The sequence below is a fragment of the Staphylococcus sp. MB377 genome (assembly GCF_001922505.1).
In the GTDB taxonomy this organism is placed as follows: Bacteria; Bacillota; Bacilli; order Staphylococcales; family Staphylococcaceae; genus Staphylococcus; species Staphylococcus haemolyticus.
The window spans coordinates 12364-34033 of record NZ_MAON01000033.1 but is presented as its reverse complement, the minus strand read 5'-3'; the positions used below and the strand labels follow the sequence as shown (position 1 = coordinate 34033).

Genomic DNA, 21670 nt, shown 5'->3' with positions numbered 1-21670 from the left:
CATAAATAAACATTTATATTTTAAGTCTTAAATTAATCAGACTTAATTCACAGGGGGATCAATTACGATGGAAAGAACTTTCTTAATGATTAAACCAGATGCAGTACAACGTAATTTAGTGGGAGAAATTATTTCACGTATTGAAAGAAAAGGGTTAAAACTTGTCGGTGCTAAATTAATGACAGTTCCTCAATCTCTAGCTGAAGAACACTATTCCGAACATACTGACAAGCCATTCTATGGTAAATTAATTTCATTTATTACTTCAGCACCTGTTTTTGCAATGGTTGTCGAAGGTGAAGACGCTGTAGATGTATCAAGACATATTATAGGTAAAACAAATCCTTCTGAAGCTACGCCAGGTTCTATAAGAGGAGATTTAGGTTTAACAGTAGGAAGAAACGTAATTCATGGTTCTGATTCAGTTGAATCAGCACAAAGAGAGATTAATTTATGGTTCAAAGAAGAGGAATTAAGTAGCTACGAAGCACCTAGAGATACTTGGTTATATGAATAGTAAATTGAAATATTTTATTAAGCGTTTACAATTCAAATTGACTTTAGTTGATTGAAATAGGTAATTTCTTAAATTAAGCATATATTCAACATTTTAAAGGTAGGACAATGAATTCAAAATGAATTCTGTCCTACCTTCTTTGTTAATTTGAATATTAAATCACTAATCTATCATTTGATAATTATTAAAATATTCTAATAAATTAAAAAATACTGTAGCACACTAGTTATGTTATAAGGTTGAATGTGATATGATAACACATATCACAATTTAACGTAGTAAAGGGAAAGGAGCGTATTCTCATGAGATATTTAACATCTGGAGAATCACATGGTCCTCAATTAACAGTAATTATTGAAGGTGTGCCTGCTAATTTAGAAATTAAAGCGGAAGATATAAATAAAGAAATGTTTAAACGTCAAGGTGGCTACGGTAGAGGACGTCGTATGCAAATTGAAAAAGATGCAGTAGAGATTGTATCAGGAGTCAGAAATGGATATACACTTGGTAGTCCAATTACGATTGTTGTCACAAATGATGATTTCACACATTGGAGAAATATTATGGGTATTGAGCCTATTTCTGATGAAGAAAGAGATAATATGAAACGTACGATTACAAAACCCCGTCCTGGACACGCAGATTTAATCGGTGGTATGAAATATAATCATAGAGATTTAAGAAATGTTTTAGAACGTTCATCGGCTCGAGAGACAGCAGCACGTGTTGCAGTAGGTGCAGTTTCTAAAATTCTTCTAGAACAATTAGACATTCACATGTATAGTCGTGTTGTTGAAATTGGTGGTATTAAAGATGAAGGTTTATATGATACTGAAACATTCAAACAAAATATTGATAAGAATGACGTACGTGTAATTGATGAAACTATCGCTCAAAAAATGAGAGATAAAATTGATGCTGCTAAAAAAGATGGCGATTCAATTGGTGGTGTTGTTCAAGTTATGGTTGAAAATATGCCTGTTGCAGTCGGTAGTTATGTGCAATATGATCGTAAATTAGATGGTCGTATAGCACAAGGTGTTGTAAGTATTAACGCATTTAAAGGAGTAAGCTTCGGTGAAGGATTCAAAGCTGCTGAAAAACCAGGTAGCGAAATTCAAGACGAAATTTTATATGATAATGAAATTGGATTCTATAGAGGCTCCAATCATTTAGGTGGCTTTGAAGGTGGAATGACAAATGGTATGCCAATTATTGTTAATGGTGTTATGAAGCCAATTCCTACTTTATATAAACCACTTAATTCCGTTGATATTAATACTAAAGAAGACTTCAAAGCCACGATTGAACGTTCTGACAGTTGTGCAGTACCTGCAGCAAGTGTTGTTTGTGAACATGTTGTTGCTTTTGAGGTTGCTAAAGCCATTACAGAAGAGTTTCAATCCAATCATATCGATCAGCTAAAAACCCAAATTGATGAACGAAGACGCCTTAATATTGAATTCTAATAAATTATTAGGTAAGGAACGAGGTATTTCATATGCAATTACAAACAACTTATCCAAATAATAATTATCCAATTATAGTTGAACATAATGCTTTCGAGGAGTTATCTGAATATATACAAGACTATGATAAAGTGTTTCTTATCATTGATGAGTACGTCGATTTTAACTTTAAAACTAAGTTTACACCGTTACTTGAATCAACACATATATATAAGATAATAGTTCCAGCTGGTGAGAAGATGAAGACGTTTGAACATTATCAACAAACGCTAGAACACCTTCTTGAATACAATTTAACACGTAATACTTGTTTAGTTGCGATAGGAGGCGGTGCTACTGGAGATTTCACTGGATTTCTTGCTTCATCTTTATTAAGAGGTGTTGATTTCATACAAGTACCTACAACAATACTTGCCCATGACTCTAGCGTGGGAGGTAAAGTAGGGATTAATTCCATTCACGGTAAAAATTTAATTGGCGCATTTTATAGACCAAAAGCTGTGATATACGATTTAAATTTCTTAGCAACATTGCCTTATGACGAAATACTAAGTGGGTATGCTGAAGTTTATAAGCATGCACTATTAACAGGTCAAGTTGCAGTAGATGACATTGAAAAACACTTCTCCACAAAAGAAAAACTAGAATCTTTGAATGATATAGATCAGTTTATTTTCAAAGGAATTAAAGCTAAACTAAACGTCATCATTAAAGATGAAAAAGAGCACAATATGCGAAAGTATTTAAATTTAGGACATACATTCGGTCATGCCGTTGAGTACAAGACTAAAATACCACATGGTCATGCTGTTATGATTGGAATCATTTACCAATTTATAGTTGCTAATACTTTACTTGATACACAATTCGACATCTCATATTATGCTAAGTATTTAAAGAAACTTCATTATCCAGTTCAAATTGTTCAGCAATTAAACTTTGACGATATGTATCACTATATGCTAACTGATAAGAAAAATAATGGTGAAGGTATTCAAATGGTATTACTTGAAGAACTTGGAAAACCACGAGTATGTCACGTTGAAAAAACTATATTAATAAAAGCATTTAACGATTTACAACTAGTATTAAAGTAGGTGGATTACAGTATGTCAAATGAGCAAATAATAGATATAAAAGGGCCATTAATTGGAGAAATTGAAGTGCCCGGAGACAAGTCAATGACCCATCGAGCGATTATGTTGGCGTCTTTAGCAACTGGTCAATCGACTATATATAAGCCTCTTTTGGGTGAAGATTGTTTACGCACAATAGAAATATTTAAATTATTAGGTGTTAACTTACAGCTTGCTGATGAAAAGATTATAGTTGATTCACCTGGTTATAATAAATTTAAAACACCACATCAAACACTATATACTGGAAATTCTGGTACTACAACCCGATTATTAGCTGGTTTACTAAGTGGGCTCAATCTAAATTGCGTTTTGTCCGGTGATGCTTCAATAGGTAAACGACCTATGGATAGAATAATGAAGCCACTCAGATTAATGGGGGCAAATATTACTGGCATTGACGATAATTTTACACCATTAATTATTAAACCCGCTTCAATTAATGGTATTACCTATAAAATGGAAGTAGCCAGTGCACAAGTCAAAAGTGCATTATTATTTGCAAGTCTATTTTCTAATGACATTTCTAAAATTACTGAGTTAGATGTAAGTCGAAATCATACTGAAACAATGTTTGAACATTTTAATATTCCGATTAGCATTTCTGGTAAAGAAATTACTACTCAACCAAATGCTATCGAACATATAAAAGCTAAAGATTTTTATGTGCCTGGTGATATCTCTTCAGCAGCATTCTTTATAGTGGCAGCACTTATTACTCCTGGTAGTGATATTACAATTCATAATGTTGGCATCAATCCAACTCGTTCAGGTATTATAGATATCGTTAAACAAATGGAAGGAAATATTGAATGTTTAAATATCACAGATACATCAGAACCTACTGCATCAATCCGTGTTAAATACACACCAAACTTAAAACCTGTTCTTATTGAAGGTGATATAGTTCCAAAAGCTATTGACGAGTTACCAATTATTGCACTATTGTGTACACAAGCAAGTGGTACTAGTATTATTAAAGATGCAGAAGAATTAAAAGTGAAAGAAACTAATCGAATTGATACGACTGCAGACATGCTCGGTTTATTAGGGTTTGAATTGCAACCCACTGATGACGGACTTATTATTCATCCTTCAGAATTTAAAAAGTCAGCAACCGTAGATAGTTTAACAGATCACCGAATAGGGATGATGTTAGCTATTGCATCATTATTAAGTGATGAACCACTGAATATCCGTCAGTTTGATGCAGTAAATGTATCGTTCCCAGGTTTCCTTCCTAAATTAATGCTTTTAGAAAATGAGGGATAAAACAGTATGGAAGATATCTATAAATTAATAGACGATATCAATCTTCAAAAATTAGATAATTTAGATTCTCGTGTAAATGATGCTTTAACTTCTAATAATGACGATGCATTATTTATTCTTGGTGAAACCTTATATAATTTTGGTTTAACACCTCAAGGTCTAGAGGTATTTAGAACTTTATATCATAAATATCCAGATGAAAGTGAATTACTTATATATTTTATTGAAGGTCTAATGTCAGAGAATCAAACTGATGAAGCATTAGAATATTTAAGTCAAGTTGCAATATCAACAGAAAAATTAATGTTAGAGGCTGATTTATATCAGCAAATTAATATGACAGAAGTTGCCATTGATAAATTAATTGAAGCTAGGGAATTAGAGCCAAATGATCCAATCATCCATTTCGCATTAGCTGAGATGCTATATTTTGATGGTCAATATTTGCGCGCTACACGTGAATATGAAGTCGTATTAGATACGGGTGAATACGAAGTAAATGGTATTAATTTATTTGCTCGTATGGCAGATTGTGCATTACAAAGTGGAAACTATAGTGATGCGATTAATCTATATGATGAAATTAATGAAGATGAAATGACTTCTGAAGATTTCTTCAAAAAAGCAATCGCGTATGAAAAAAATGATATCACTCATGAAGCCATTAAAATTACTAAGAACCTTCTATCGAAAGATCCCGATTTTATTCAAGGATATTTCTATTTACAATCACTTTATGAAAATGAAAAAAATTATCCTGATGCCATTGAGACCGGCAAAGAGGGGTTACGTTTAAATCAATTTTATAAAGAATTGATGGTTTCAACAGGAAGTTTAGAAATTGAACATGGTGATGCAAATGAAGGTGTTGAATTACTAAAACAAGCACTTGAAGTGGACAATGCTTATCATGAACCTTTATTAATTTTGAGTGATTTGTTCCGAAATGAAGAAGATTATGAAGCAATCATCGCATTGCTATCATATGTGGATGAAGATGATTTGGACCCTGTATTCATGTGGCATTTAGCTCATGCATTTGGCCAAGAAGAACGTGATAAAGAAGCACAACATTTCTTTGAACTAGCTTATCCTACAATGAAAACTCAAAGCGCTTTCTTAAATGACTATTACTATTATTTAATCGAAATCGGGTATAACGAAAAAGCGAAAACAATATTACAACAATTAATAGAAATAGACCCTAGTAATGAGACATGGCAAGAAGAAGCCAATCGTCTTGATTATTAATGTAGGTGATTCTTTTGACTCAAACACTTACACAAATGAAACAAAGTTATATTGAATATGCTTTGTTTCATTATCATTTTAAATCACGAATTAGCGTGTGGATTTTAAATTATATTAAATCTCATACCGAGTTACTAGAACATGTACATTTTGTAAATCAAAGAATATTTGACCATAAAACGTTAGAACTTGCTTTAACAAATACAGATGCACCAGCAATTAGATTAGTTAAAAATAATCACTTACTCATTAATACAAATGAGATATTCGAATACGTAACAACTCATCATAACGACTTCGATATTCTTATTCATTTTTCAGACCAACACTCGATAGATTTTAGATTCAATGATTTAATTATTCATCAATTAATGTACTCTCCTCAGTACATGGCTTATCTAAACACAATTTATAGTTTACCTCTAGATTCTACAAAAGTGCATTCGCTAGTAGAACACTTACGACATAATATAGATTTAAGCTTACAACTTAATGATCGAGAACAATTTTACCAATTAACACAGATTTTAGAAATCCTTGAAAACCGATAAAGTCACAAAGGAATTTAATCACATGCTTACATTAAAACAGATGTGGGAGTTAACCTTATATCGCCACTCTTGCTTAATCTTTTTACTTATTTTCAACATACTCGGTACCTTATATGGATTTATTTGGTATGGTAATCAATTAGTTAAAACACCTTGGTATTTCTTGCCATTTATACCAGATAGCCCAATCGCTTCACTTTTTTTGTGTATTGTTATTATTTGTCTCATTTTTAATAAGCATATCCCATTTGTAGAGGCGCTTGCATTCGTAACTTTAGTTAAATATGGACTTTGGGCAATAATAATGAATATTCTCATGATTAATCTAGATCATAACTTAACCATAATGAATGTTTTTTTGATTATGAGTCATGGTATTATGGCGATTCAAGCTATTTATTTCTATCCTCGTTTAAAAATTAGGATTAGTGGGCTATTAGTGGCAATGATCTGGGTACTTAACAATGACTATATGGATTATGTTTTAAATAAGTACCCGTACTATGATTTTATTGAACAGCACAAAGAGATGGTAGGCTATATTGCTTTCTGGCTAAGTGTTTTTGCACTAAGTTTATATTATAATTTAAAAAAAATCTTATCGGTTAAATTATTTGATTAAATACTAGATAGTCAGTAGAATATGATTAAAGGAGAGTGGAATTATTGTCTATAATGTCTTATATAATATATATTGTCATTATTATGCTCATTCCTATGTGGGCACAACACAAAGTAAAATCTAACTATGAAAAATATGCACAAGTAAGATCAACAAGTGGTAAAACTGGTCGCGAGGTAGCAGAAGAAATACTTCATGCAAATGGTATTTATGATGTTGACGTAGTAAAGGGTGAAGGTTTCTTAACAGACCACTATGATCCTAAAAAGAAAGTTGTTTGTTTATCTCCTGCAAACTTCGATAGACCTTCAGTAGCTGGTACAGCTATTGCTGCACACGAAGTTGGACATGCGATTCAACATCAACAAGGGTATGCATTTTTAAGATTTAGAAGTGCATTAGTACCACTAGCTAATTTAGGTAGTTCATTAAGTTACATGATTATCATGTTAGGTATCATCTTAACAGCTATGGGTAGTGCATTTGGCTCAACAGCTTTATGGATTGGTGCTGGGTTAATGTCACTTGCAGTCTTATTCTCAATCGTAACTTTACCTGTTGAATTTGACGCAAGTTCAAGAGCAATGAAACAAATAACTGCATTAAACATTGTAAATGAAAAAGAATATAAACATGCTAAAAAGGTTCTTTCAGCCGCTGCAATGACTTATGTTGCTGCTACTGCGACAGCTGTTGCAGAACTAGTTAGAATTATTCTAATCGCTAAAGCAAGTGATAATTAATGAAATTAGGGTTATAGGTATAAAAAACAATGATGTAAAAACTACTATAAATTTTTAGTAGTTATTTAAAACTTTGAATGTTCAAATACCAAAATTTTTAACTTTAGATATCCTTATAAGAGAGTAGAACAATGAATTCAAGATGAATTCTGTTCTGCTCCTTTTTTATTTTTTAAATATAGCAGTATGATTTAAAATATAGTCTGTTCTTTTCATATTCATAAAATGCATGATTTTTTAATATGATATATACTTAATAAGAGTCAATAATAAAGGAGAAAGTGATCGTAATGAAATCTATGAAAGAAATGCAAAATGAAGTGGATGCGTACATTGGACAATTCAAAGCTGGTTATTTTTCTCCACTGGCAAATTTAGCACGTTTAACAGAAGAAGTTGGAGAACTTGCTAGAGAGATAAACCACTATCATGGTGAAAAGAAAAAGAAAGAAACTGAAGAAGATAATACAATTAAAGCTGAATTAGGAGACAATTTATTTGTTTTACTTTGTATAGCTAATTCATTAGATATTGATATGACTGAAAGTTTTAATGAAACAATGGAAAAGTTCAACACTAGAGATAAAAATCGTTTTGAACGCAAATAAATATAAACAAGAGGAGGATAGATTTTCATGAAAATAGGTATCACATGTTATCCATCTATGGGCGGTTCTGGTATTATTGCTACTGAGCTAGGAATAAAAATGGCAGAAAGAGGCCATGAAGTACATTTTATAACTTCCAATATTCCTTTTAGAATACGTAAGCCTTTACCTAATATTACTTTTCATCAAGTTGAAGTAAATCAATATGCAGTCTTTCAATATCCTCCATATGATATTACTTTGAGTACTAAAATTTCAGAAGTTATAAAGGAATACGATTTAGATGTATTACACATGCACTATGCAGTACCTCATGCAGTTTGTGGAATTTTAGCACGTCAAATGTCTGGAAAAGATATTAAAATAATGACCACGTTACACGGTACTGATATCACAGTGCTAGGTTACGACCATTCACTCAAAGGCGCCATTAAATTTGGGATTGAGCAAAGTGATATTGTTACAAGTGTGAGTCACTCTTTAGCACATCAAACTAAATCAATCATTGAAACCGAGAAAGAAATTGTTCCTATTTATAATTTTGTGCGTGAAAATGAATTTCCAACGCGTCATGATGAAACGCTTAAAGAAGTATATGGTATTAAACCTGATGAAAAGGTACTTATACATGTATCTAATTTTAGAAAAGTGAAACGCATAGATACTATATTAGAGACATTTGCTAAAGTTCATAAAAACATACCAAGTAAATTAATCTTGTTAGGAGACGGTCCTGAATTATTAGACATGAGAAAGTTAGCACGTCACTTAGGCATCGATAGTGATGTACTATTCTTAGGCAAGCAAGACCAAGTAAGTGAATTTTACCAAATGTCTGATTTAGTACTTCTATTAAGTGAAAAAGAAAGCTTTGGATTAACTTTGCTTGAGGCAATGAAAACAGGAGTAGTGCCGATAGGTTCTAATGCTGGTGGGATTAAAGAGGTTATTAAACATGATAAGACTGGTTTCATTGTGGATATAGGAGATAGCACTAGTGCAAGTGAATATGCGTTACAACTGCTTTCAAATAAAGAATTATATAATAAAATGCAAACTGCTATGTTAAAGGATATTGATGTACGATTTGGTTCAGAATTAATAACTGATCAATATGAACACTACTATAGAAAAATGTTAAATCAAAAAGAGGATTAGTATGGGAACAGAACTATTTAATCAAGCAAAACCCATTTTAGAAAAAATAGAACAACATGGATTTGAAGCATATTTCGTTGGTGGATCGGTGAGAGATTACTTAATGAACAGACCCATTCACGACATCGATATTACTACTAGTGCTACACCAGATGAAATAGAAACAATATTTGACAAGACTATCCCAATCGGGAGAGAGCATGGCACTATAAATGTCGTGTATCAAGGAACAAATTATGAAGTAACAACCTTCAGAGCTGAAGCAGAGTATGTTGATCATCGTAGGCCTAGTGAAGTCTATTTCGTGCGTGATTTAAAAGAAGATTTACAACGTCGTGACTTTACAATTAATGCAATTGTCATGGATAAAGATTTTAATATTTATGACTATTTTGACGGTAATGCAGCATTAAATCAACATATTATTAAAACTGTTGGTGATGCTAAAGAACGGTTTAAAGAGGATGCATTACGCATTTTAAGAGGCTTACGCTTTCAATCCCAATTGAATTTTACTATAGAAGGTGATACTTTTGATGCGATGAAACATCAAATCGCAGATGTAGAACATTTATCTATAGAACGCATTGTCGTGGAATTAAAAAAATTAATTAAAGGTCAAAATGTAAGCCAAAGCTACCTAAACCTAATAGGTTTGAATTTCTTTAATTATGTACCTTTCTTTAGAAGTCTTGATATGAAGCAAACTAAAGTTAATTCACCAATAAGCTTTGAATTATGGTTAGCAATATTAATGACTGTTGAACAAACAAATACTTCACTTTCTGACTTAAATATAAGCAACAATGAGAAAACTAAAATCAATCAATATCATAAAATAATGCTAGAGATGCCTCATGTTTCATCTAAAGATCAATTAAAATTATTCGTTTATAACTATGGTATGAATAATATTTTAGATATCATTGCTATTAATTCAATACTTGAAGACAATAACATTAAAGTAGCCTCTCCGTTAATATTTAATCTTCAATCAATAAAAGAAATTGATCAACATTTACCTATTAGAAGTCGTAGAGATCTAAACATTAATGGTGGAGATATACTTAGAATTACGTCTAAAAAAAGTGGCCCTTGGCTGAAAGAAGTTCTTAGACAAATAGAAAATGATGTGTTAACAAATAAAGTTCCAAATTTAAAAGATGAATTATTGAAGTGGGTGAAAGAGAATGTCAAAATATAGTCAAGATGTTATACGTATGTTATATATACATCAATCTGAATATATTTCGGGACAATATATTGCTGATCAGCTAAATATTTCTAGAGCAGCTGTTAAAAAAGTCATTGATCAATTAAAAAAAGATGGTTGCAAAATCGAATCTATCAATCATAAAGGCCACCAATTAAATAAACTCCCAGATAGTTGGTATAATGGTATCGTATCTTATATTTTAAAAAATTCACAACTAGCTTCGGAGATAAAAGTATTTGAAAGTGTTGAATCAACTCAGATTATTGCTAAGCAAGAATTGGTAGATAATAATAAGTCTATGATTATATTAAGTGACGAACAAACAAAAGGAAGAGGTCGATTTAATCGTAATTGGGCTTCTTCAAAAGGAAAAGGCTTATGGATGTCTCTAGTATTGCGTCCAAATGTACCTTTTTCAATGATCCCAAAATTTAACTTGTTTATTGCTTTAGGAATTAGGGATGCAATACAATCTTTCACGAATGATAAAGTAGAAATTAAATGGCCGAACGATATCTATATTGCTGATAAAAAAGTATGTGGTTTTTTAACTGAAATGATAGCAAATTACGATTCAATTGACGCTATTATTTGTGGTATAGGTATTAATTTAAACCACAGTGACAGTGATTTCTCTGATGATATTAAACAGAGAGCAACAAGCATTCGTTTACATAGTAATAATAAAATTAATCGATACTCATTTTTAGAAAAGCTCATTTCATCAATCGAAAAACGATATTCACAATTTTTAACAAAGCCTTTTACAGAAATTCGAAATGAGTATATTGAAGCCTCAAATATATGGCAACGCCAATTGCGTTTCACTGAAAACGACAAACAATTTATAGGTGAAGCAATCGATATTGATGACGATGGTTTCTTAATAGTTAGAGACGAAAATAATGAAGTTAGACGCCTTATTAGTGCGGATATAGATATATAATGCGAATGACATGAGATAAGGAGAGTTAGTTATGGGACACACAAGTTATGCAGTTGTGGATTTAGAGACAACTGGCAATCAACTTGATTATGATAAAATTATACAAATTGGTATTACTTTTGTAAGTAACAATAAAATATCTGGGACTTATCATTCTATGATTCGTACTGATTTGGAAATTCCTCCATTCATCCAAGCGTTGACTTCTATTGAAGATACCATGTTAGAGCAAGCCCCTTATTTTCATGAAATTGCACAAGAAATTTACAAACAATTGAAAGATTGTGTGTTCGTTGCTCATAATGTTGATTTTGACTTAAATTTTATAAAAAAAGCCTTTCAAAACTGTAATATAGATTTTGAACCTAAAAAGGTTCTGGATACGTTAGAAGTATTTAAAATTGCTTATCCTACTGATAAGAGTTATCAACTTAGTGAATTAGCAGAGGCACACGACATACCCTTAGACAACGCACATAGGGCTGATGAAGACGCTACTACTACTGCATTACTAATGATTAAAGCCTTTCAAAAGTTCGAACAACTACCAATAGATACATTAAAACAACTCTATTATTTAAGTAAAAATTTAAAATATGACTTATTTAATGTCTTGTTTGAAATGGTACGTCAACATGAAAATTCACCTTTAGATAATCAATACGGTCAATTCGAACAAATAATTTATAAAAAGCAAATTGATTTAAAAGCACCTAAAACAACATTTAATGGATCACTTAAAGAATTGTATAGTGAAGTAGTTAAATCACTTAATCTAACATATCGTCCACAACAACTATATTTATCTGAAATCATCTTAGAGCAACTCATGCACAATGATAAAGCGATGATTGAAGCACCTTTAGGTAGTGGAAAGTCATTGGCATATCTTTTGGCGGCTTTGATGTATAACATTGAAACTGGACGTCATGTCATGATTTCGACTAATACTAAACTGTTGCAAAATCAACTTTTGCTAAAAGATATTCCGAGTATCAATCAAGCACTAAACTTTAAAATTAATGCCACACTCATAAAAAGTAAATCTGAATACATTTCACTTGGCTTAATTAGTCAGATTTTGAAAGATGAAACTACCAACTATGAAGTTAATATTTTAAAAATGCAATTATTGACCTGGATTATCGAAACGAAAACTGGAGATATTCAAGATTTAAATCTTAAAGGTGGCCAGAAAATGTATTTTGACCAAAAGATTGAAACTTATGTACCAGTTAGACATGATATACATTATTACAATTACATCAAACGAAATGCACATCATATTCAAATCGGAATCACTAATCATGCACATCTCATACACTCAGACCAAGAGAATTCAATTTATCAACTTTTCGATGATTGTATAATTGATGAGGCACATCGTTTACCTGACTATGCATTAAACCAAGTCACTAATGAACTCGATTATTCAGATTTAAAATATCAACTTGGTTTAATAGGAAAAAATGAAAATGAAAAATTATTAAAAGCGATTGATAAACTAGAACAACAACGAATTTTAGAACGTTTAGATATCGCACCGATAGATGTATTCGGTTTGAAAATGAATATATCAGAAATACATGATTTAAATGAACGTCTATTTAATCATATATTCGAAATCATTCAAAACTCTGACGTTTATGATGACGATATACATCGACACCATTATGTATTTGAATTTGATTCAACTCAGATACTTAAAGATTTGCATTTGATTGTTGATAAGATAAATAAGACATTAGAAATTTTTAATGGTATGACGCACAAAACAATTAAGACTTTACGCAAACAACTTTTATATATTAATGATACTTATCGAAATATAGAGCAGAGTTTAAAAGATAAACATACTGCGTACTTATCCATTAGGAATCTAACTCAAAAGTCAACTATTAAATTGATTGTTAAAGATTATGCAGTTCGTGATATTTTAACGACTCGCGTTTTAGATAAATTTAATTCATTAACATTTATTTCTGGAACATTGACGTTTAATCATAAGTTTGATGCCTTTAAAAATTGGTTTAAAGAAGATGTGCATTTTAACACGTATCAAGTTCCATCGACATTATCTAATCGCACGAATACGAACGTGTTTATTCCTAGTGATGTTAGTTCTTATAACTTCAAAAATATCGATGATTACATAGCATCTATAGTGGATTATATTCAAGAGTATGTAACAATCACTGATTCGAAATGTTTAGTGTTATTTACAAGCTACCGTATGATGCACATGGTACAAGAGTTATTAAATGAATTACCCACTTTTGAAGACTATGTAGTACTTACACAACAACAAAATCAAAACTATAAAATTGTTCAACAATTTAATAATTTTGATAAGACAATTTTACTTGGCACATCAACGTTTTTCGAAGGTTTTGATTATCAAGCTAAAGGTATTAAATGTGTTATGATAGCTAAACTTCCATTTATGAATAAATACAATACGAAACATTGGCTTATGGATTCTGAATTTGATTCTACCTTTAAGGACTATGTTTTACCCGACGCAGTTACTCGTTTTAGACAAGGTTTAGGTCGTTTAATTCGCAATGAAGATGATCAAGGGTTGATTGTCTCTTTTGATGATCGTCTTGTAAGCAGTAACTATAAAAACTTTTTTGCTCAAACTTTAGAAAATTATAAGCAAAAAAAGGGCGATATTAAACAATTTAGCAAACTTGTTAACAAAATCCAACATAATATTGATGCTAATAAATGATTCAAACTGTTATACATTGAGATAGTGTGTTCACATGCTAGAACTTCACAATTTATTTTGTTAAAATAAATAAGTATTGATTACAAAGAATGACAATTAGGAGATTGGTTATGAAAACAACGATTAAACAAGCTAAACAACATCTTAACCAAGAAGTGACTATTGGTGCTTGGTTAACAAATAAACGTTCAAGTGGCAAGATTGCCTTTTTACAATTACGTGATGGTAGTGGCTTTATGCAAGGTGTAGTGGTTAAATCAGAGGTTTCTGAAGAAACATTCCAACTAGCTAAAGAAATTACACAAGAATCATCACTTTATGTGACTGGTGTTATCACAGAAGATAACCGTTCAGATTTAGGCTACGAAATGCAAGTGAAATCAATTGAAGTTATTCACGAAGCACATGATTATCCAATTACACCTAAAAATCACGGTACTGAATTTTTAATGGATCATAGACATTTATGGTTGCGTTCAAAAAAACAACATGCTGTTATGAAAATCAGAAATGAAATTATTAGAGCGACATACGAATTCTTTAATGAAAATGGATTCACTAAAATTGATCCTCCAATCTTAACAGCAAGTGCTCCAGAAGGAACAAGTGAATTGTTCCATACTAAGTACTTTGATGAAGATGCTTTCCTTTCTCAAAGTGGTCAATTATATATGGAAGCAGCTGCAATGGCTCATGGTCGTGTATTCTCATTTGGACCAACTTTCAGAGCTGAAAAATCTAAAACTCGACGCCATTTGATTGAATTCTGGATGATTGAACCAGAAATGGCATTTACAAATCATGTGGAAAGTTTAGAAGTCCAAGAACAGTATGTATCACATGTCGTTAAATCTGTACTTAAAAATTGTCAATTAGAACTTAAAGCACTAGATAGAGATACGAGTAAACTTGAAAAGGTTTCAGCACCTTTCCCAAGAATTTCTTATGATGATGCAATTAAGTTCTTAAAAGAAGAAGGTTTCGATGATATTGAGTGGGGCGAGGACTTCGGTGCACCACATGAAACTGCTATTGCAAATCATTATGATTTACCGGTATTTATTACAAATTATCCAACTAAAATTAAACCATTCTATATGCAACCAAATCCAGAGAATGAAGAAACAGTTTTATGTGCAGATTTAATTGCACCAGAAGGTTATGGTGAAATCATTGGTGGTTCTGAACGTATTAATGATTTAGAATTATTAGAACAACGTATAGATGAACATCAATTAGACGCTGAAAGTTATAACTATTATTTAGACTTACGTCGTTATGGTAGTGTGCCACATAGCGGATTTGGATTAGGGTTAGAGAGAACTGTTGCTTGGATTTCTGGTGTGGAACACGTAAGAGAAACTGCTCCATTCCCACGATTATTAAATCGTTTATATCCATAAGTTCTAATCCCACATACCATATTAATTTACTCGTCCAGTCAGCATGTTGACTGGACGCTTTTTCAACTTTAAAGAGGGGGAATATCAATTTGAATAAAATTCAACTCAAAACACGTCCTGTCGTCGTTAGAAGAGAATTATTTGACCATTATAGTGAATTAGGACTGACAGAAAAAGATTTAATTATTTTAATTAAATTGATTTATGCCTCTGAAACAACAAATAAACAACCATCCATCGATGAGTTGAAATTAGGCTCAGATATGGAACCACGTGAAATAACTAGCATCATTCAGCATTTAATTCAAAGGGATTTATTACAACTTCATGTAAAAAAGGACGAAGAAGGTAAATTTACGGAATATATGAATTTAGATGGTTTCTATGAAAAATTAAGCAATATTTTATCTCAAGATCATTCAAAACAACTAACAAATCAAGCTCAACAAAATTTTAAAGACCTTTTCCAATATATAGAATCCTTGTTTGCTAGACCTATTTCACCATATGAAATTGAAACACTTAATCAATGGATTGACACAGACAAGCATGACTTTACTTTAATTAGAGCAGCGTTAGATGAAGCATATAGTCATGACAAACTTAGTTTCAAGTACGTAGATCGTATATTGTTAAATTGGAAAAAGAATAATGTCACAACTACTGAAGAATCTAAGAAAATAAGAGAACAATTTAACAAGCCATCTATGACACATACGGTTAATCATATACCAAAATTTGATTGGTTAAATGGGGAGAAGTTAGATGATAAGTAAAAAGAAAGCACTAGAAATGATAGATGTCATAGCTGATATGTTTCCAAATGCTGAATGCGAGCTCAAACATGATAATGCTTTCGAATTAACAATTGCAGTCCTTTTATCAGCTCAATGTACCGATAATTTAGTAAATAAAGTTACACGTACGCTTTTTCAAAAATATAAAACGCCTCAAGACTACTTGAATGTGGATATCGAAGAACTGCAAAATGATATACGTTCGATTGGCTTATATCGTAACAAAGCGAAAAATATACAAAAGCTTTGTCAGTCACTACTCGAACAATTCAATGGTCAAATTCCTAGTACTCATAAAGAATTAGAAAGTTTAGCTGGAGTCGGTCGTAAAACAGCAAATGTTGTTATGAGTGTAGCTTTCGATGAGCCATCATTAGCAGTTGATACGCATGTTGAACGTGTTTCTAAGCGACTAGGAATTAATAGATGGAAAGATAATGTGACACAAGTAGAAGATAGATTATGTAGTATTATTCCAAAGGAAAGATGGAGTAGAAGTCATCATCAACTTATCTTCTTTGGTCGCTACCATTGTTTAGCTAGAAAGCCTAAGTGTGACATATGTCCCTTACTAAATGATTGTAGAGAAGGGCAAAAACGTATGAAAGGGCAATTAAAGGAAGCTTGATTAAATGATTAATAAACAAGAATTTGATGAAATTGAAGAGTTACTTGATGAATACACTAAACAAAGAGCATTAAATTCATCAAACGCTAAGCCAGTAATCGATAAGTACTTTAATTTAATAATTCAATTTTTTAAAGAAATTAATGAAATTAAAACTATTGATTTCAAATTATTAGATCAATACCCAGTAGTTCCAATGAACTTTGAAGAACGCTATCGATATATGTTAGCTAGAAAATATCACTTTATGGGTTATAGTCAAATGAAGACTTTAAAAAATGAGTTAATTAAAATGAATGCGTCATACCAAATTAGAAGAAAGCGACAAAGTTAATACTATAACAGTAATTAGCCAGTAAAATGAGTTATTTAATTCATCTACTGGCTTATATTTATACTCAAATATTTAATTTTTATCAATGATTATAAAGAAAGGCAATTTCTATTTGATGTAATAGAAATTGCCTTCTTTTAATTATTTAACATTTCAAAAACACTATGAGGACTTTTTAAAATCGAAAATATTATTTAAATTAAAGATGTTTGAAAGTGTACTTCCGACAGTATTAGTACCTTGTGTTGTTGAATTATTGTTTGTAGTTCCTGAATTAATATTGCCACTATTATTAGTGTTACTACTATTAGAATTACTTGAGTTATTTGAACTATTTGAGCTATTTGATGAACTTGAGCCACTGCTACCATTTACTTCACGATTAGTCGTGTTGTTATCTGGGTGACCACTTACTGATAAATTATCAGCACTTGAGCCATTAACTGAATCTGGTTTCTTGAAGTCACCATCATCACTTGAAGTAATATCAGACATAACATCCTCATATAAATATTGTGGATATTCTTGTTCTGAGTGACCTAAGAATGAGTTAACGCCACCTTCTTTAATTTCACTGAAGCCCATCCAGATAGATATTGTGTATTTAGGTGTGAAACCATTTATCCAAACGTCTTTTGCAGCGTTATCAGGTAGGTTATATTGTTGGTTAATTTCAGTACCGTAAGTACTTGTACCAGTTTTAGCACCCATAGTAACGCCTGATACGCCATGTCCATAGGCTGAACCATAGGCTTTGAATGTACCTGTAAGCATTTCAGCTAACATATAAGAAGTGTAGTCTTTCATAGCTTTATGACTTGTATGGTCAAACTCAATTGTGTCATCATCAGCTGTTACAACTTTTTGGATAGAATGTGCATTATTGTAAGTACCGCCGTTAGCAATTGCTGCGAAAGCAGATGCTAATTGAGTAGGTGAGAACTCAGAAGCGCCACCACCAAGTACATCAGAAGGGCCAATGTCACTTTGATAATCTAATCCAACTTTTGATGCGAATTTCTTAGCTGCATTATCCCCAGCTTGTGAATTAACTTGTTGCCAAGTTTTAAGCGCTGGAATGTTGAAACTTTGTCTTAACGCATCATACGCAGTTACAGTACCATGTCCATTTCCATCATAGTTACGGAATGTACCACCATCTATTGAATAGCTTGATTCGTCTTGAATTGCATGATTCGTAGCCCATTGCATGTTTTCAATAGCTGGACCATAAGCTAAGAACGGTTTCAATGATGAACCAGTTAAATGCGCATCAGTTGCAGCGTTATTGTCAACAACGTCCTTGAAGTTACGACCTCCAGAAATTGCAACTAAGCCACCAGTCTTACTATCAAGAATTGTAGAACCAACACGTTGGTCTTCATTTTTATAGTAATTACCGTTGTCTATACGATCTTGTAATGTTTTTTGAACATCTTTGTCCATATTTGTATAAATCTTAATTCCACTTTGAAGAACATCACTCAAGTTTTTATTCTTGAATTCTTTATTGTTCATCAATTCAGATTTAACAAAGTTCACATATGAATCGTATTCTGAATCAGAGTTATCAGTGCCAATTTGACGTTCCTTAGCTGTACGATCTACTAAATTAGCTTTTAAATTAATTTTCTTAGCGGCATTATACTCTTTATCAGAAATTCTGTTGTGATAATGCATTAAGTAGAGTACAGTGTTTTTACGATTTTCCGCTTGTTTAGGGTTGTCGTAAATATTATAAAGGTTAGGCACCTGTGGTAAACCTGCTAAATATGCTTCTTCCGCAAGATTTAAATCTTTCAAATCTTTATTGAAGTAATATTTAGCTGCAGCTTTAACGCCATAAACACCATCTGAATAATAAATTTTATTTAAGTACATTTGGAAGATTTCATCTTTACTGTACTCTTGTTCTAGACGGTAGGATAGGTAAGCTTCTTGTGCTTTACGTCCGATAGATTTCTCTTCACTTAAGAATGCTCGTTTAACTACTTGTTGTGTTAAAGTAGATGCACCTTGTGAACCAAATCCACCAGTCAAGTTTTTACCAATGGCACCAAATAAACGTTTATAGTCAATTGCACCGTGGTCATAGAATCGGTTATCTTCAGTTGCTAACACAGCATTTCTCATATTTTTAGGAACATCTTTTAACTCAACATGTTCTCTTCTTGCGCCGTTATCTAATTTTTTTACTAAATCACCATTTTTGTCGTAAATTTCTGCCGGTTTAGGATCTTGTAATTTAGATTCGGTAAATGCAGGAGCTTTCCATGCATAATACGCAAATAATAAAATGCCTAATAGAACTAAAACGATAAAGGCAATTAATAAAAAGCCAATAATCTTGATAATCGTTCTTTTCACATTCTTATTCTTTTTTGCTTTGGACTTCCCATTTTTACCATTTTTAGGTTGAGAAGATCCTTTATTTTCCGTCATACGCGGTCCTCACTTTCATCTAATATCAACTTATCAACTGCATTGAGGTAATTTAATCTTGGTTGATACTGATAAGGAATATAGTAACTATTTTTTCTTATTTCTTCAACTGTTATTGATTTTTTTATTTCATTTTTATATCTATCCCAATATTTTTGGAATTTGGAAAATGGCAATAAATATGCTTCATCAAGTAATTTGAATCTTATAATTAAAAATACAATTCCTTTTTGAAGAAATGCATTTTTCATATGTTCTACTTGATGATCATGAATATTATTCAAAGGAAAAGATGTTTTATTTTTAGTTTCCTTTGCTTCAAAATCAATATAATGACCATTATAAACGCCATTATAATCTGTAGTTGAAGGTGTACGAAAGTAAGCCTCATTTATAACTGCTTTACTTCGCTTGGGATAATGAACATTAACGATTTGAACAGGTGTTGGTTTTTTATGGATAACCGCTTTACCATGTTTTAAATAATAATCATTTGAAAGTTCAATATCCTTTTCAAGAGTCATACCACGGCCACCATATTCTATATTACTAAAATTCGATTTACCGTTTCTTCCGACCATAGTCGTATTTCCCTTAAAAGGTTTTCCATTAGGGTAATTCATTTAATTCACCACACAAGTTTGAATTCATATAATAGTGGTTATGTAATACTTACACTAACTAATACTATTAATAATCATTTATGTAAAATGATTATATGTTCAAACTATGATAGATAATAATAAAAATAGACAAATAAGTATTTAATCTTATCTATGAATTTCATTATTAATCTACTTTATTTTAACGTTAATTAACTAGTAAAACAATATTTCAATGTATTTATCCTGTTTATATAGCTAGCAATTTAAATGACGGTTAGTTTAAATTATGATAAATTAAATTGAATATAAGGGGGGCGTCTTCATGGATACTATGTTGATAAATGATTTAATCAATGAATTACATACAATAGAAGATCGCTATAATATTGTTAAAAATTCCGAGACGAACTTTGATTTTTATGAAGTAGTTTACCCTTATTCGCAAGCGATAGACACTAAGTTAGAAAATCTCATTAAATTAAAACCCCAGATTATTCAATTGAGTTATATGAATGCTAATAAGTTTGATTTACTAATTAAGTCATATAAAGAATTATCAGTAGATTGTCACTTTTATAGAACAAGCAAAAAGCTTTTTAATGAGAAGTTAAAAGCTGTTAACTACGATTTAAATTATATTTATCAAACTATTGAAGGGTGATGTTGAGCATTTGAAAACTGTGTATGTAACAGGGTATAAATCTTTTGAACTAAATATTTTCAAAGATGACGCACCTGAAGTATATTATTTAAAAGCTTTTATCAGACATAAATTATTACAATATATTGATGAGGGGCTTGAGTGGGTACTTATTCAAGGACAACTTGGTATTGAATTATGGACGGCTGAAGTAGTTATTGATTTGCGAGTTGAGTATCCCGATTTAAAATTAGGAATTATAACGCCTTTTTATGGGCATACTTCTAAGTGGAATGAACAGAATCAAATGAAGTATAATAAAATTGCTCAAGAAGCTGATTTTATGGAAAGTGTACATCATACCGAATATGAAGGACCATATCAATTTAAACAAACAGATCAGTTTATGTTAGATCATACAAATATGACTATACTTATATATGATGAAGAGCAAGAAGGAAGCCCAAAATTCTTTAAAAGGATGTTAGTTGATTTTATAAATAAAACAAACTATACTTGTGATATTGTGGCATTTGATGAACTCACTGATTTTATAAATGATATGCAGTGGGAGCAAGTTCAAAGTTTCGAATGAGGT

Annotated in this window: 21 protein-coding genes; 19 read left to right on the top strand and 2 right to left on the bottom strand. The window is 31.5% G+C overall.

The features are described from left to right. Window positions 1–67 precede the first annotated feature (67 nt). The 17 genes from ndk (at window position 68) to BB045_RS07180 (ending at window position 17385) form a co-directional block, all read left to right on the top strand. Window positions 68–517 (top strand): nucleoside-diphosphate kinase, encoded by a 450-nt coding sequence (gene ndk / locus BB045_RS07260; protein ID WP_037537054.1) that lies wholly within the window; start codon window positions 68–70, stop codon window positions 515–517. 302 nt (window positions 518–819) lie between these two features. Next, window positions 820–1986, top strand: a complete 1167-nt coding sequence (aroC, locus tag BB045_RS07255) for a chorismate synthase (RefSeq protein ID WP_070485458.1) — start codon at window positions 820–822, stop codon at window positions 1984–1986. Between the two features lie 32 nt (window positions 1987–2018). Further along, window positions 2019–3083, top strand: coding sequence for a 3-dehydroquinate synthase (gene aroB / locus BB045_RS07250; protein ID WP_070581661.1), 1065 nt, complete (start codon window positions 2019–2021; stop codon window positions 3081–3083). Between the two features lie 12 nt (window positions 3084–3095). Further along, the gene (gene aroA / locus BB045_RS07245; protein WP_070581662.1) at window positions 3096–4394 is read left to right on the top strand and encodes a 3-phosphoshikimate 1-carboxyvinyltransferase; all 1299 of its coding nucleotides are present in this window, start codon (window positions 3096–3098) and stop codon (window positions 4392–4394) included. Window positions 4395–4400: 6 nt separating this feature from the next. Further along, complete coding sequence (locus BB045_RS07240; protein WP_075140629.1) at window positions 4401–5645, top strand: tetratricopeptide repeat protein; 1245 nt, start codon at window positions 4401–4403, stop codon at window positions 5643–5645. A 14-nt stretch (window positions 5646–5659) separates the two neighbouring features. After that, window positions 5660–6196 (top strand): YpiB family protein, encoded by a 537-nt coding sequence (locus tag BB045_RS07235; RefSeq protein WP_075140628.1) that lies wholly within the window; start codon window positions 5660–5662, stop codon window positions 6194–6196. A gap of 22 nt (window positions 6197–6218) precedes the next feature. Next, a complete protein-coding gene (locus BB045_RS07230) occupies window positions 6219–6818 on the top strand; it encodes a DUF1405 domain-containing protein (RefSeq protein WP_070581667.1) in 600 nt (199 codons plus the stop codon). Window positions 6819–6862: 44 nt separating this feature from the next. Beyond that, window positions 6863–7561, top strand: coding sequence for a zinc metallopeptidase (locus BB045_RS07225; protein ID WP_037550453.1), 699 nt, complete (start codon window positions 6863–6865; stop codon window positions 7559–7561). 290 nt (window positions 7562–7851) lie between these two features. Continuing rightward, complete coding sequence (locus BB045_RS07220; RefSeq protein ID WP_011275748.1) at window positions 7852–8169, top strand: nucleotide pyrophosphohydrolase; 318 nt, start codon at window positions 7852–7854, stop codon at window positions 8167–8169. Window positions 8170–8196: 27 nt separating this feature from the next. Next, window positions 8197–9327: an N-acetyl-alpha-D-glucosaminyl L-malate synthase BshA gene (gene bshA / locus BB045_RS07215; protein WP_070861152.1), complete on the top strand. Its 1131-nt coding sequence runs from the start codon at window positions 8197–8199 to the stop codon at window positions 9325–9327. Window position 9328: 1 nt separating this feature from the next. Continuing rightward, window positions 9329–10531: a CCA tRNA nucleotidyltransferase gene (locus tag BB045_RS07210; RefSeq protein ID WP_075140627.1), complete on the top strand. Its 1203-nt coding sequence runs from the start codon at window positions 9329–9331 to the stop codon at window positions 10529–10531. Next, the gene (locus BB045_RS07205; protein ID WP_075140626.1) at window positions 10518–11489 is read left to right on the top strand and encodes a biotin--[acetyl-CoA-carboxylase] ligase; all 972 of its coding nucleotides are present in this window, start codon (window positions 10518–10520) and stop codon (window positions 11487–11489) included. Before BB045_RS07210 ends, BB045_RS07205 begins: the two co-directional genes overlap by 14 nt. A 31-nt stretch (window positions 11490–11520) precedes the next feature. Beyond that, the gene (locus BB045_RS07200) at window positions 11521–14223 is read left to right on the top strand and encodes a helicase C-terminal domain-containing protein (protein ID WP_070861154.1); all 2703 of its coding nucleotides are present in this window, start codon (window positions 11521–11523) and stop codon (window positions 14221–14223) included. A gap of 110 nt (window positions 14224–14333) precedes the next feature. Further along, window positions 14334–15626, top strand: coding sequence for an asparagine--tRNA ligase (gene asnS / locus BB045_RS07195; protein WP_070442981.1), 1293 nt, complete (start codon window positions 14334–14336; stop codon window positions 15624–15626). An 89-nt stretch (window positions 15627–15715) separates the two neighbouring features. Then, window positions 15716–16402, top strand: a complete 687-nt coding sequence (locus tag BB045_RS07190; RefSeq protein ID WP_070442984.1) for a DnaD domain-containing protein — start codon at window positions 15716–15718, stop codon at window positions 16400–16402. After that, on the top strand, window positions 16392–17051 hold the full coding sequence (nth, locus tag BB045_RS07185) for an endonuclease III (RefSeq protein WP_037550432.1): 660 nt from the start codon (window positions 16392–16394) through the stop codon (window positions 17049–17051). The genes BB045_RS07190 and nth overlap by 11 nt, the downstream gene beginning before the upstream one ends. Window positions 17052–17055: 4 nt before the next feature. Next, a complete protein-coding gene (locus BB045_RS07180; protein ID WP_075140625.1) occupies window positions 17056–17385 on the top strand; it encodes a YpoC family protein in 330 nt (109 codons plus the stop codon). Between the two features lie 162 nt (window positions 17386–17547). Here BB045_RS07180 and BB045_RS07175 read toward each other — a convergent pair whose 3' ends face one another. Together BB045_RS07175 and recU are read right to left on the bottom strand one after the other, a co-directional pair. Next, a complete protein-coding gene (locus BB045_RS07175; RefSeq protein ID WP_070581678.1) occupies window positions 17548–19827 on the bottom strand; it encodes a transglycosylase domain-containing protein in 2280 nt (759 codons plus the stop codon). After that, window positions 19824–20450: a Holliday junction resolvase RecU gene (gene recU / locus BB045_RS07170; RefSeq protein WP_070581680.1), complete on the bottom strand. Its 627-nt coding sequence runs from the start codon at window positions 20448–20450 to the stop codon at window positions 19824–19826. The genes BB045_RS07175 and recU overlap by 4 nt, the downstream gene beginning before the upstream one ends. 304 nt (window positions 20451–20754) lie before the next feature. Between recU and BB045_RS07165 the strand changes: the two genes are divergently transcribed. Further along, on the top strand, window positions 20755–21093 hold the full coding sequence (locus BB045_RS07165; protein WP_070581681.1) for a DUF1798 family protein: 339 nt from the start codon (window positions 20755–20757) through the stop codon (window positions 21091–21093). 10 nt (window positions 21094–21103) lie between these two features. Beyond that, window positions 21104–21667, top strand: a complete 564-nt coding sequence (locus BB045_RS07160; RefSeq protein WP_070581683.1) for an SLOG family protein — start codon at window positions 21104–21106, stop codon at window positions 21665–21667. Window positions 21668–21670: the final 3 nt, after the last annotated feature.

Coding starts and splice junctions, on each gene's coding strand:
- ndk (WP_037537054.1), top strand. CDS start 68: ATGGAAAGAACTTTCTTAATGATTAAACCAGATGCAGTACAACGTAAT.
- aroC (WP_070485458.1), top strand. CDS start 820: ATGAGATATTTAACATCTGGAGAATCACATGGTCCTCAATTAACAGTA.
- aroB (WP_070581661.1), top strand. CDS start 2,019: ATGCAATTACAAACAACTTATCCAAATAATAATTATCCAATTATAGTT.
- aroA (WP_070581662.1), top strand. CDS start 3,096: ATGTCAAATGAGCAAATAATAGATATAAAAGGGCCATTAATTGGAGAA.
- BB045_RS07240 (WP_075140629.1), top strand. CDS start 4,401: ATGGAAGATATCTATAAATTAATAGACGATATCAATCTTCAAAAATTA.
- BB045_RS07230 (WP_070581667.1), top strand. CDS start 6,219: ATGCTTACATTAAAACAGATGTGGGAGTTAACCTTATATCGCCACTCT.
- BB045_RS07220 (WP_011275748.1), top strand. CDS start 7,852: ATGAAATCTATGAAAGAAATGCAAAATGAAGTGGATGCGTACATTGGA.
- bshA (WP_070861152.1), top strand. CDS start 8,197: ATGAAAATAGGTATCACATGTTATCCATCTATGGGCGGTTCTGGTATT.
- BB045_RS07210 (WP_075140627.1), top strand. CDS start 9,329: ATGGGAACAGAACTATTTAATCAAGCAAAACCCATTTTAGAAAAAATA.
- BB045_RS07205 (WP_075140626.1), top strand. CDS start 10,518: ATGTCAAAATATAGTCAAGATGTTATACGTATGTTATATATACATCAA.
- BB045_RS07200 (WP_070861154.1), top strand. CDS start 11,521: ATGGGACACACAAGTTATGCAGTTGTGGATTTAGAGACAACTGGCAAT.
- asnS (WP_070442981.1), top strand. CDS start 14,334: ATGAAAACAACGATTAAACAAGCTAAACAACATCTTAACCAAGAAGTG.
- nth (WP_037550432.1), top strand. CDS start 16,392: ATGATAAGTAAAAAGAAAGCACTAGAAATGATAGATGTCATAGCTGAT.
- BB045_RS07180 (WP_075140625.1), top strand. CDS start 17,056: ATGATTAATAAACAAGAATTTGATGAAATTGAAGAGTTACTTGATGAA.
- BB045_RS07175 (WP_070581678.1), bottom strand. CDS start 19,827: ATGACGGAAAATAAAGGATCTTCTCAACCTAAAAATGGTAAAAATGGG.
- recU (WP_070581680.1), bottom strand. CDS start 20,450: ATGAATTACCCTAATGGAAAACCTTTTAAGGGAAATACGACTATGGTC.
- BB045_RS07165 (WP_070581681.1), top strand. CDS start 20,755: ATGGATACTATGTTGATAAATGATTTAATCAATGAATTACATACAATA.